General features: G+C 40.0%; 6 protein-coding genes. 3 read left to right on the forward strand and 3 right to left on the reverse strand.

All coding sequences use genetic code 11. The features are described from left to right. Nucleotides 1-57: 57 nt before the first annotated feature. From A4S05_RS06875 to A4S05_RS06885, 3 genes are all read left to right on the forward strand, one after another. Nucleotides 58-2,256 carry a putative baseplate assembly protein gene (locus A4S05_RS06875; RefSeq protein WP_069069085.1) on the forward strand — a complete coding sequence of 733 codons (2,199 nt, stop codon included), beginning with the start codon at nt 58-60 and terminating at the stop codon, nt 2,254-2,256. Nucleotides 2,257-2,345: 89 nt separating this feature from the next. Beyond that, complete coding sequence (locus tag A4S05_RS06880) at nt 2,346-3,377, forward strand: phage tail protein (RefSeq protein ID WP_069069086.1); 1,032 nt, start codon at nt 2,346-2,348, stop codon at nt 3,375-3,377. Nucleotides 3,378-3,447: 70 nt separating this feature from the next. Next, the gene (locus tag A4S05_RS06885) at nt 3,448-4,647 is read left to right on the forward strand and encodes a DUF4159 domain-containing protein (RefSeq protein WP_069069087.1); all 1,200 of its coding nucleotides are present in this window, start codon (nt 3,448-3,450) and stop codon (nt 4,645-4,647) included. A gap of 420 nt (nt 4,648-5,067) precedes the next feature. Here A4S05_RS06885 and A4S05_RS06890 read toward each other — a convergent pair whose 3' ends face one another. The 3 genes from A4S05_RS06890 to A4S05_RS06900 all read right to left on the reverse strand — a co-directional run bounded on the left by A4S05_RS06890 (nt 5,068) and on the right by A4S05_RS06900 (nt 12,663). Beyond that, on the reverse strand, nt 5,068-10,506 hold the full coding sequence (locus tag A4S05_RS06890; RefSeq protein ID WP_069069088.1) for a trifunctional serine/threonine-protein kinase/ATP-binding protein/sensor histidine kinase: 5,439 nt from the start codon (nt 10,504-10,506) through the stop codon (nt 5,068-5,070). Between the two features lie 678 nt (nt 10,507-11,184). Further along, nucleotides 11,185-11,745, reverse strand: coding sequence for a RidA family protein (locus A4S05_RS06895; RefSeq protein WP_069069089.1), 561 nt, complete (start codon nt 11,743-11,745; stop codon nt 11,185-11,187). 393 nt (nt 11,746-12,138) lie between these two features. Next, the gene (locus tag A4S05_RS06900) at nt 12,139-12,663 is read right to left on the reverse strand and encodes a DUF2085 domain-containing protein (protein WP_069069090.1); all 525 of its coding nucleotides are present in this window, start codon (nt 12,661-12,663) and stop codon (nt 12,139-12,141) included. Between the last annotated feature and the right edge of the window lie 536 nt (nt 12,664-13,199).

The raw sequence follows: 13,199 nt of genomic DNA on the forward strand, positions 1-13,199 counted from the left end.
CTAAATTTTATCTGGGTTTATAGGCTTGTATCTGTTACATTCTTTTTTTTAATTGGTATGAACTTTGATTTTTTACCGAAATTACCTTCTTCTAACTTAGACGATCGCGCCTTTGATGATTTGGTGCAAGAATGTATTATGCGTATTCCTCGCTACTGTCCCGAATGGACTGACCACAATCTCAGCGATCCAGGAATTACGCTAATTGAGTTATTTGCTTGGTTAACTGACCAAATGTTGCTCAGATTCAACCAAGTACCTAGAAAAAATTATGTTGCTTTTTTAGAATTACTGGGTATCCGTCTCCAGCCTCCCGCCCCAGCCCGCACGGAATTAACTTTTTATTTAAGCGCTGCACTACCTGAAGCTTACACGATTCCCGCAGGATTAGAAGCTTCAACTATCCGTACTGAGACTACAGAAGCTATTACTTTTAGTACAGATTCTCCTCTAATTATCGGCAAACCCCGCATCCAACATTTCTTAACTGCCCAAACTACCGAAGATATTCCCCAATCTCTGCGCGAAAGAGTCACAACTTCATGGACTCGTCAATCTAACGGTTACTGGACAGGTAATGAACAACCGATTTTTGAAGAGGAACCCCAGCCTGGTAACTGCTTTTATTTAGCAATTAATTCTGATGATCCTTTAGACGCTAACGTTTTAGAAATTATTTTCCAGGGAGCTGCGGCTACTCCGGCTGGGATTAATCCCAATCAACCACCCCGCAAGTGGGAAGCCTGGGATGGGGAAAATTGGCAACCAGTTTTATTACAAGAGTCAGATGATAAAACTCGCGGGTTCAGTTTTTATGAAATGGCTCAACAGGGTGGAAACCCGTCTCAAGGTGCAGAGGTACGTTTGCATCTACCTCAAATTTGGCCTGTGGCTAATTTTACCTCTTATCGAGGTCGCTGGTTGCGCTGTAGCTTTGTTTCCACAGAAGCCAATCAAACTGGTTACAATCGTCCACCAAGGATTATTGGTTTAGCGGTGCAGTCAATTGGCGGTACTGTTAGGGCTAGTCACAGTACACTGATTCAAGATGAGCGATTGGGAATTAGTGATGGTACACCCGGTCAAAGTTTCCAGTTACAAACAGCACCAATTTTAGAACGCCGAGAAAATGAATATATTTTAGTTACTCCTGCTGGTGGTTTGCCTCAAAAGTGGACTGAGGTGAGAGATTTTGCTGATTCTGGGCCGCATAATTTCCATTACACCATCGATTCGATCACTGGTACAATCCAATTCGGGCCGCTGATTCGGGAACCTAGCCAACTTAAACAACAAACACAGGTAAGAACGCGGATTCAAGAACCATCGCTAGATAACACATCTGTACAAGTTCTGGAAAATAACCAGTCAGAACACCAATATGGGGCGATTCCTCCCCGTGGTTCAGAAATTAGAATGGTTACTTATCGTACAGGCGGTGGTAGAGAAGGCAATGTTCAAACTGGGGCAATCCAGTTTTTGAAATCTGCATATCCATATATTGCTAGTGTGGTCAATCGTGTACCTGCAATCAATGGAGCGGATGCAGAGTCACTAGAACAAGCTGTGATGAAGGCTCCCCGCATCCTCCGCACACGCGATCGCGCCGTCACTGCTGAAGATTTTGAAGTTTTAACTCAACAGGCGGGTGCTGGTGCGATCGCCCGCGTCCGGTGTTTGCCAGCAAATTCTCGTAGACAAGCTGGTATAGTTAGTTTACTTGTAGTTCCATTCGCAAATACAGATGCGATCGCTCAAGGCGATGGCATGACACCAGAAGAATTTGCCCTTAGTAATGCCCTGCAAGAGCAAATTTTGAGTTATTTAGATGAAAGACGCTTATTAGGGGTGCAAGTAGAGTTACAAGAGCCGAATTACGTCGGTGTTTCGGTACAAACAGAAGTTGCTTTAGAGCCAGCATACAATAATCCTTTTGCCAGCGAAGAAATTCGTCGGAATTTAAGGCGATCGCTATATAAATATTTAAATCCCTTAACTGGAGGAATCGACGGCAAAGGTTGGCCATTTGGGCGGCCAGTTTATACATCAGATATTGTCGCATTACTGCAACAAACCCCAGGTGTGCGTCATTTAGGCCCCGTCTTGCTGTTTCCCATCCGCAAGCAAGGAGAAAATTGGCGACGACAACCATCACCAGAACAATTGATCGATCCGGGATCAGAAGGTTTGATATGTTCTTGGGCTGATACAAATCTGCGTTCAAATCACGACATTCAAATAATTCGTAATTCGTAATTTGTCATTGGTCATTTGTCATTTGTCATTCCCCATTCCCCATTCCCAATTCCCCAGTCCCCAGTCCCTAATCCCCAATCCCCAGTCCTATGGTTCAAAGTCGCTCTAGTCCAGCTGTAAGCATTCAATTAACGCCAATGCAAATTCCCGAAGCTTTACCTGTGGCGGGTTTAGCATTTGCAAATGCAGAAAACATTGATGTCGCTGGACGTAGTTTGCTCTTGCATCCTGGACATCCCAGCGAGATGATTGTGCAAGTGCAAAACTTAGAACAACGTCCTTTACGGGTAAGATTAAGCGTTGAAGGAAACTTCCCATCCCAGTGGTGTCAGATTGGTACAGAAGGCAGTGAGATACCGCCTCGTGGACAGATGGATGCTGTTCTCTACTTCTCAATTCCCGACACATTTTTTGAAGACCAAGAAGCAATTTCCCCTGGAAAAAAAGACAAACTAACACTCAATTTTCGCAGCCTAATTACTCTACACATAGATCCAGGCACAGACAACGAACAAATCGAGAGAAGCGAGTATTTCGATTTATACATCCGTCCCTACACTGCCTATATGGAATTCTTGCCAATTTTGTATCGGGAAGTGGACTTTATTGGTCGCTTCATGAAAATATTTGAGCAAGCTTTTCAACCAATAGTTAATAGTTACAACGTCATGTGGGCAAACCTCGATCCCTTGACAGCACCGCAAGCACTACTACCTTTTATGGCTCATTGGGTTGCTTGGCAAGTAGATTCAGTTTGGGATCTCCAACAACAACGGCGTTTAATTCGCCGTGCTGTAGAACTTTATCGCTGGCGAGGAACTCGTAAAGGATTGCGTCTCTATTTACATCTTTATACTGGTTTACCGCTAGATGAACATTTACCTAATGAAGCTGATAAACATATTAGTATTACAGAACCTTTTGGCCCAAGTTTCATTATAGGAGATGCACAATTAGGAAATGCCGTTTTAGCAGGTGGGCAACCATATCATTTTATAGTGCGTTTGCGTTCCAATATTTCTAGTGGCATCATCAATGAAGAACTTATCCAAAGAATTATAGAGCAAGAAAAACCCGCTTTTTGCACCTATGAATTATCTATCGAAAATCCCTCTAATTAAATAACTATTAATTTGTAATTAAGTACAATTAAACAGACTTTTAATCTAAAATCCAAAATCCAAAATTGCTATGTCTCATCCTTTCCCACCTCCACCAATTAAATCTTTTGAACGCTTGCAAGCCGCAGACGGGTTACTAATCAATGCGGAACGCTGGCGCACAGCCCATGAATATCACCGGAATCGGCAAAATGCTCAATATCAAAGTTTAAACCAACCGGGAATTGTCTGCGGTTTGGGCGTGCGAGATGTGACTGCTCCAAGCCAAGTAGAAGCTAGATATCGAGATGGACGTTGGGTGCAAATTCAACCTGGTATTGCAATTGATTTAGCAGGTAATCTAATTGTTGTACCGACTTCTTATGATTTTCCCATTGATATAGAAGTAGTAAGTTCTGAACCGCTCATGATCTACTTAGTAGTTAGCTATGTAGACCCCGATGAATTGCGACGCGGACAGCAAAGAGATATTGTTCAAGAAACTTATCGAATTGACCAAAGAAACTCTACACCAGCCAGTTCAGAAATAGAAATATGTCGGATACTTTTGCAACCAGGACATACTGAAATTACCCAACCTGCGGATGCTTTCTTCCCTGGATATAACAATATTGATTTGCGTTATCGCCGTCAGGCACAAATGCGTCCCCAAGCACTTGTTTGTATGGCGCAGGCGACTCATAGTGATCCCGAATGTGCGCGTAATTTTTTCAGCCTTTCGTACTTATTACAAGCAGTAGAACCCCTATATCCAAGTTTGCGAGGGGCTGATGAACCAGGTCAGGTTTCTTTAGCAGAAAATATCCAAGACTTTGACATACTCTATCTAACAGGTGGACAAGCAATTTCTTTAAATAGTCTCGAATTTGAATCCCTCAGAAATTACTTAAATTTAGGTGGTGTGCTTTTAGTTGATGCACCAACAAATGCTAATCCTCTGATTGAGAGTACTCAAGCCTTAGCACAACAGTTTGAGAGTCCTTTAAGACCTTTAGAAGAATTGCAACGCAGTCATCCTTTAAGGACAAAACCTTTCTTATTTGCTGCCTTGCCAATGGTTAATCAACAGCAAATTAAACTGTTAATCGGTGGAGGAATTATTTTAGCAATTGGAGATTTAGCAACTGCTTGGGGACTGGATAGAGATTTGAGTTTACCCAGATTGACTATTCGTACAGCTCAGGAATTAGGTATTAATATTCTTCACTATGCTTGGAAGCGACGACAGTTAATTGGTTTGCAACAAGAAGATAATTCAGGACAGTGGTGAAAGTGCTATTTTAGCCAACAACTACGACTCCATCACAGTGGTAAAACACAAATCGACTTACCCCCTTAATCCCCCCGATGCATTGGGGGAAAAAAGAAATCTAGTTCCCTCCCCAATGCATCGGGGAGGGTTAGAGTGGGGTAAAACTGACGCAAAAAACTAGGTGAGTAAACTATTTTATGACTTGTGCATACAGCCACCGGAGCACTTTTGAAGTGGGGTTAAGGGAGATCGAAAAGTGCCTAAAGTCACAGCGAAACACTTTTCAAACAACCTCTGGGTGGAACATTGGGAACCAAGAGTGCTTTCAATATAGCAGTCCTAAATCATTCATGAAAAATTAGATCCCCGACTTCTTTGAGAAGTCGGGGATCTGGACAACGCAAATTTTCACAACTCATTTAGGATTGCTATAGCAGATCATGAATTTGCAAAAGTATCAACATTTACCGCTTCATGTCGAGCTGGAATTAAGATCACAAATTCTGTACCGTGCTCTGTAGAGGAATTACATTCGATTGAGCCACCATGTTTTTCTACTATAATTTGTCGAGCGATCGCTAATCCTAATCCCGTTCCTTTACCAACACCTTTAGTGGTAAACAAGTGGTCAAATATTTTTTGTCTAACTGATTCATTCATGCCTTTCCCATTATCAGCAATCTTCACCTCAACTTGGTTTTCTTTTAAAGAAGTGCTAATTTTAATTTGGTTTGGATTAACTGTTATCTCCTCAAAACTCCGACCTGTATTTGATTCATCCAATGCATCAATAGCATTTGCTAAAATGTTCATAAATACTTGATTCAATTGTCCTGGAAAACATTCGATTTGGGGAAATTTACCATACTCCGTAACTACTTCAATTGCCGGACGATTATCATTGGCTTTGAGACGATGTTTTAAAATTAGAATTGTACTATCAATGCCTTCATGGATGTTAAATGGTACTTTGTAATCTCTATCGGCACGAGAGAAAGTACGTAAACTGGTGCTAATATTTTTGAGCCTGTCACAGGCTATCGTCATCGAATCAATCATCTTAGGCAAATCTTCTAAACTATATTCCAAATCGATTTCTTCTGCATGGGTAATAATTTCATCTCCAGGGCTAGGAAACCTTTGTTCATATAGTTTCAAGTGTTTGGTAACATCAATCAATGTTGGTTTAGCTTGTTGGAGACTGGCAGCAATAAAACCAAGAGGATTATTCATTTCATGAGCTACACCAGCAACTAAATTACCCAATGCAGACATCTTTTCACTTTGCACAATTTGTAATTGAGCTTGTTGCAAATCTTGTAAAGCTTGCCCAGCTTGCTGATAGAGTCGAGCATTTTCTAAGGCTATTGCTGCTTGAGAAGATAGTAGGTTAATCACTTGTAAACGGTTACTAGTAAAGACTCCTTGATTCAGTTGATTTTCTAGGTAGAGAATCCCCACCAAATGACCTTGGTTAATAATGGGCGTACATAAAACACTTTGAGGTTGATGTAGGAGCATATATTCCCCAATTACACCAGGAATACTTGTTTTACAATTGTCTATGATGACGGTTTCTTGGGTATTTTTAACGTAATTGATCAGTTTTCTAGGAATATCTTGGCAAGCATCTAGTAGTTGTGAATCAAGAATGGTTTTGACATCAGTCTGAGAATTTGACTGTTGATCGATAAAGGTAATTGCCCGCACTTGCCAAATATCTTCTTGAGGAAGAATTAATACAGACGTTTTCGCACCAGAATTTTCTAGGATAATGCGAGTGAGACTGCTGATTAGTACGTCTAATTCGATACAACTGGAGATGGTTTGAGCGGCTTTGAGAATGCAGGTTAAATCTAGAGCATCAGAAATATTAGTACTGCTGGTAGCGTAAGTTGATGTACGGGAAATGCTGGCTATGCTTTCTAAGGGATTGAAGTTGAATTCTTGCTGTTGCAAAATGGATTTGAGTAATTTGGGATAGCGTTTTTCCAAGTCATCAGTTTTGGCTTTTGCTCCCCAACGGGCATAACTGTAATATGCTTGTTGCAGATATCCTTCTGCGGCTTTTTCTTTACCCCACTCTAGGTAAAATTTGGCAGCAAGTTCATTCGCGATCGCAACTTCCTGAACATATTCATTGGCGATCGCTTCTTGGATAGCAATTTCATAATAATCTGCGGCTTGTAAGCGATCGCCAGTTACACGAGCTTGTTCAGCTAAAATTAAATTGTACTTGTGCTGATAATTGACTGGCGCATGATCTGCCCATTCTTGCATTTTTGCTTGGTTTTGGGCTACTTTCTGGAGATAAAGCTGTTTCTGCGCTTCATTTACCTGAGAACAAAGGGCTAACAAGCTCAGAGATTGATAGAAATTCCGCAAAGGAACAATTAATAAACCTGCTGCTCCCTGTTCATACTGCTCAAATTTTTGGGAATATTCCCAAGCAGATTCGTATTCACCAAAAAGATAAGCTAGTAGCGTTTTTGCCAGATAGACATAACAAATGCCATTGATATTGTTAGTTTCAATCAAATTTGGTAACATTTCTACTTCGTGAAAATGCTTACCAGTTAAACAGCAGGGATTGATCGCTTCTCCTTGTAAATTTAGAACCGTCTGCCGCCAAATATTTCCCCAAACCAGAGATACCTCTTGTTTAATCTGCTGCATTAGTTCGCAATATTTATCTGCCTCCGACACAGCATTTTCTAGGTTTTCTCCACTCCAAAAGAGAAATTGACAATAGCAATTGGCACAATAGCCGACATATTCTAAATTTCCGGTTTCTAATCCACTTTGCAATCCATCTAAAAATAAACTTAATGTGGATTTAATTGAATCTTTCCAGTGTTTAATAAACAGGCTGAATGTGAGATAAACTCTGCTTTTAAGCTCTTTGGTTTGAAATTTATCTAAAAGTTGTACTGCCAGTTTTCCAAAGTTATACCCATCTTCAATTGCACCAATGCTGCACAAAAATAATCCATAGAGACTGTAAGCAACAGCTGCCTGTGGTGAGTTACCATACTGGATGCAAATTCGGATCATTGTAAAAATCTTGAGCGGCAACAACATCGGTTTGGCTATATAAACCGGGGCAAACAAACCTGATAAAATGCGGAGTGCAACTAATTTTTGGGGATCGGTTATTTCTGGCAAATCTGCCAATGCTGCAATTGATTGATGAACCAACATTTGTTGCAACTTGTGATGTTCATCAAAAATCATTTGAGAATTACCTTCTTCAGGTAACGTCAAATCTAGTAATTGGAGTGCTTCTCTACCTGTAGCTATTGCTTCAACGAATTTATTTTGCGCTGTATAAGATTGGATTTGAATCTCATAGGTACGAACTTTTTCTAACGGAGATTTAGCGTTTTTGAGGATAATCTCTACTAATGATTTTGATGACTCAAAGTTTGTATTGAGATATTCTGCTTCAGCCGCAGATTCGTAAACAGCAAGGGCCAAATCGTAGCTACTTTGCCAAGCATTTATCGGTAATAGAAGCATCGCCACCTTTAAATACTCAACTGCTGTCGCATAAGCAGTGGAGTTCTTGGCTTTACAACCAGCTATCAGATTTAACCTGGCTAGATGTTCTCGTTCACCAGGTTCCTCTAATAAATCCAGTCCGTAATTGAATTGGTTAGCGATCGCAAAAATTCCTGCCTCTTGGTGCTCTGGAGGTGTATTCTGCAACAACAATCGCCCAATTTGCAGGTGTGTTGACTGTTTTTCTGCTTCTGGAATGAGTGAATATGCAGCTTGCTGGACGCGATCGTGTAAAAATTTATATACAACCATCTCAGAATGTTCTTGAGTAGCTGCTTGATTTTCTGAACCAACAAAAAACTTATAAACCTCACTTTGCGGCAAAATCAACCCTTCTTGCAAAGCCTTCCACAAGCAATCTGCGGTTTCTACCTCCGATTGTTTAGAAACAATCGCTAATGTTTTTAAATCAAACTGATTTCCAATACAAGCAGCTAGCTTCAATTGTTGTTGAGTTGATTCTGGTAGTCTTCGTAATTGAAAGACCATAAACTCAACAACATCATCTGCGAGAGTTTGTTGATTTATTTGGGAAATGTCACATTGCCAACATCCCTCTACGAAATTGAATTGAATCAGTTTATCTTGATATAATGATTTGAGAAGCTGAGTTGCGAAAAATGGATTACCTTGAGCTTTACGATAAATCAATTGTGAAAGAGATAATGCCACACTTTCTGCACAATTTAATGTATCAGCTACAAGTTGATTTAATTGTAATTGGTTAAGCGGCTTTAGAATTAACTTATTGACAGTTACACCTGTTTTGTGAATTTTATCCAACATCACCATCAACGGATGTGCGGGAAATACTTCATTGTCTCGATACGCACCAATTAACAATAAATATCCCTGATTAGCTTCATTCATTAATAATTGCATCAATTTCAATGAAGCCGAATCTACCCACTGTAAGTCATCTAAGAATATGACTAAGGGATGTTCTTTAGTTGTAAATACTTGGAGAAATTTTTGAAATAATAAATTAAATCGGTTTTGTGCTGCGTTACCTGATAATTCTGGTGCAGGTGGTTGTCTGCCAATAATTCTTTCTAATTCAGGAATGACTTCAATAATTACCTGTCCGTCTTCACCTAATGCTTGAACAATTTTATTCTTCCATTCTTGTATTTGAATACTGCTTTCTGCTAATAGCTGCTCCATAAAATTGCGGAAAGCTTGGACAAATGCGGAAAAAGGAATATTTTTATTAAATTGGTCAAATTTACCTTTGATAAAATAACCGCGTTGACGAACAATAGGTTTATGAATTTCGTTAACAACCGCAGTTTTACCAATCCCTGAAAACCCAACTACCAGTGTTATTTCTGTTGCCCCTAGACTGACATTTTCAAATGCTTGTAGTAAGGTTTCTACTTCTAATTCTCGACCATAGAGTTTATCAGGGATAATAAATCTATCGCACATATCCCGTTGTGCAATGGGGAAACTTTCAATTTTTCCTGTTGTCTTCAGTTGAGACAAACTCATTTCTAAATCATACTTCAATCCAAATATACTCTGATAGCGATATTCAGCATTTTTTGCCATCAATTTGCTGACGATATCTGAAATTACAGGTGGTATTTGTGAGTTAATTTGATATATTAAGGGGGCTATTTTAGCAATATGGGAATGCACCAACTCCATTGCTTCATTTGATTGAAAAGGTAACTTTCCTGTGAGTAACTCGTAGAAAGTTACACCAAGTGAATAAAAATCAGTCCGGTAGTCAATCCCCCGATTCATTCTCCCTGTTTGTTCTGGAGAAATATAAGCTAGTGTTCCTTCTAACACATTGGGACTGATTAGCGTTTGAGTTTCTCGTGGTAGTAGAGATGCAATACTAAAATCAATTAATTTTACTTGTTTGGAATGAGGATTAATTAAGATGTTGCTCGGTTTGATGTCTTTATGAATAATGCGCTGACTATAGAGTATTTCTAAGGCGTTACACAGTGCGATCGCTATTTGCAAAAACTCTTGTAAAAACCTGATATCTCGCGTATGTTCACGAGTAAAATAATCTTTGAGAGAAATGCCGCCAAAATCTTCCATCACCAACGCATAGCCATTTTGATACACCTCCAGGCTATAGGTTTGGATGATTAGGGATGAGTTGAGATTTTTGGCAATGGTGTATTGATTGCGAAACTGCACCAGTTCATTGAAGGAGGGATATGGATTTTTCAACAGTTTGATCACTACAGGTAATGAGTCAGTTTCTCGATACCCCCGATAAACTATAGTTCTCGAACCATTATAGATTTCTTCAATGACCTGATATCCAGAAATACTAACATGAGTACTGAACATATTGCTAAATCCTAGTGATTTCTAAACTTATTGTTCCCAAATCAGTAACGATAATTTAATGTTTATTGATAAATATTACTGTGAGTTAACTTTAGATTTAAAACTACCAGGCTGTTGATAAAACTCGGTGACAATCAAATTTATCTAGACACTATTTCTAAAGTCCAGCAGTGGAGACAAAACTTTTAGGCATCAAATGCAGACATAGAATACCCCACACAAAAGTGTCGAGGTTTTCAGTAGGAAACTGCAAAATTTATGTACCATTTAAAAAAATGATTGCTACAGATGTAGGTTGGATTGAAGAACGAAACCCAACGTTAAAAACCTAAATTTTGTTGAATTTCACTACGTTTAACCCAACCTACGCATCTGTCGTATTATTTTCGCAAATTGCTATAATCTAATAGTTTTTCAATCCAAAAATGCCCTTGTAAGGGCTGGAGAAAGATTAAAGGGAAAGGGATTAAAAACCTTTCACTCTTTCCCTTTAACTTTTAAAGAGCCAAGTTAGAGAGACGCAATAAATCGCCGTCTCTACAGGGGATTTACCCATCAATATATTTATTGCGAATTGCCAATTGCGTTCGCGTTCGCGTAGCGTCTCGTAGAGAAGCGGGGCGTTAGCCCATTGCGAATTGGTTTAATGGAGAGGCTCACTGCTCCCTTTCCTCTTGTTTAATCACGTTTTTCTGGAATTACCGCATAAGCATCAATTTCAAACAACATACCGTCAAGTGCAAGTCTAGGAACGGGAATAAGAGTGTTTGCCGGTGGTTTATTCCCCCAAAGATTAATAATTTCACGTCCTAACGGGATCAATTTATTTTGGTTGTAATCCACTATAAGAACAGTAGTTTTTGCTACATCTTGTGGCTGTGCACCAACCGCTGCTAAGGCATAACGGAGGTTTTTAAAAGCCTGTATTAACTGCTTTTCAAAGTCAGCGGAGACGAGATTACCTTGTAAATCCGAACCAAATTGACCAGAAATATAGACGGTTCTCGCCCTTGCTGGTGTAATAGCTATATGACTATAACCATTTTGGGTTGGATTATATAAAGTTGGTGGGTTCACCAATTTCAACTCTTGCTTGTCTTTGTCTTTAGCGCTCACTTCATTTTGTGTTGCCACCATCAAGGCGGTAGTTACCCCGCTACCTCCAAGCCACAGAAGTGCATTTCGTCGCGAGAAGTTTGCCACTAGTGAATTTACAGCACTGGTAATACGTCTAGTCATTAAAGCTCCTGAAATATGAGTTCTCTATTTTTGCTCATACTGAGTTCTATTATCTACCAAGTTGGAGTAAAAAGGCACTAGTACCGCAAGGCGGAATTAAAAATTAAAAATTAAAGATTAAAAATGAAGACAGCGTAAGGGTTTTGTTGATTGGGAATGGGTGGTTTATTTACGCCGTGCTGTACTAGTTAAGAGGTAAATTTAATGGTGCTTACGCAATTGCAATATATGACATAACATTTTGCAAAAATTAATCCACTCTACAAGTTGTGTGATACAACCCAATACAGTTCAGATAAGACCAAAACACTTGTAACGAGGGCGATTTATCGCGTCTCGAAAACCCACATTTTTGTACAATTAGCCCTTAACCCAAGCCTATTGTGATAAAATCTACAATTTGTTCAAACTAGTTTTAGCACCCTGCCACCCGTGCAAAATGGGCATGGTAAACAATCCCCACGCCAAACCTGTAATCAACCCAAAAGGCGTAACCAGATAGTTATTAAAACCCCACCAACCGAAAATCTGTGCTGCTAATTCTAAGGGATAAGCCATCATCAGCACACTGGCTAAAGCAGCACCACTCCAGCCATACTGACTTAACCAGTAAAATCCTTTACCACCAGTCACCCCATACAGCAGACGAGTAATCAGCAAACCCGTTACAGTGCCGTAGCAGCGCATACACACAGCCATAATAAAGGGTGGTGTTAAATCTAACCCCATCTCTGGTTGCGGACACACATGATTACCCATGAAATAAATGATGTCCGCAATCCCAGGAAGCAAAGACACTCCAGACGCAGCTAGAAAGGGAGCGATAGGCGGGCCAAAAACCATTCCTACCAACAAGAAATCAGCTATAAAACTGACCCAATTAACCTGTAATTCTTCACTGAAAGCTACTCTTGTCATCTCCCTTTCTCTGCATCCTTTATGGTTCGTCTCTTAACTTATATTTTGCACTCTTGCACTAGAAGTTGCGGCTACACAGACAAAACCCGCCTACGCGGGTTGAAAACTTTTAGTCCGCCTGCGCGGACTTTGTTTGGATAGCCGCGATTTTTAATCACTAGGGCTACGGGCGTGTTTACAAACTATTTGTTTAGCCTCCTAACTTTTTAGATCCCCCTAAATCCCCCTTAAAAAGGGAGACTTTAAGAGACTCTTTGCCCCCCCCTTTTTAAGGCTACGGTGTACACACAAGTCTGAAATAGCGGATTAACCAAGTTTTTACCCCACCCTAACCCTCTTTCAAGGGTAGGGGTTTAAAAATCAGGCAGTAGAGAGAGTGATTTGAGACACATGAAGTTGTGGAGGGGAAGTGGGCCAAGGCTCAGGAAAAAAACTACCTTGAGGTAATGGCAGGCGATTGAGAACAGCGGCCTTAATGACTAAAAATCCACGACGAAAACAACTCAAGCAACGATGGAGGACACTATTTTTAAAAT

The organism is Nostoc sp. KVJ20, from assembly GCF_001712795.1.
In the GTDB taxonomy this organism is placed as follows: domain Bacteria; phylum Cyanobacteriota; class Cyanobacteriia; order Cyanobacteriales; family Nostocaceae; genus Nostoc.

Bases quoted from the DNA above. Each gene is read 5' to 3' on its own strand.
- A4S05_RS06875 (WP_069069085.1), top strand. From the start codon at position 58: ATGAACTTTGATTTTTTACCGAAATTACCTTCTTCTAACTTAGACGAT.
- A4S05_RS06880 (WP_069069086.1), top strand. From the start codon at position 2,346: ATGGTTCAAAGTCGCTCTAGTCCAGCTGTAAGCATTCAATTAACGCCA.
- A4S05_RS06885 (WP_069069087.1), top strand. From the start codon at position 3,448: ATGTCTCATCCTTTCCCACCTCCACCAATTAAATCTTTTGAACGCTTG.
- A4S05_RS06890 (WP_069069088.1), bottom strand. From the start codon at position 10,506: ATGTTCAGTACTCATGTTAGTATTTCTGGATATCAGGTCATTGAAGAA.
- A4S05_RS06895 (WP_069069089.1), bottom strand. From the start codon at position 11,745: ATGACTAGACGTATTACCAGTGCTGTAAATTCACTAGTGGCAAACTTC.
- A4S05_RS06900 (WP_069069090.1), bottom strand. From the start codon at position 12,663: ATGACAAGAGTAGCTTTCAGTGAAGAATTACAGGTTAATTGGGTCAGT.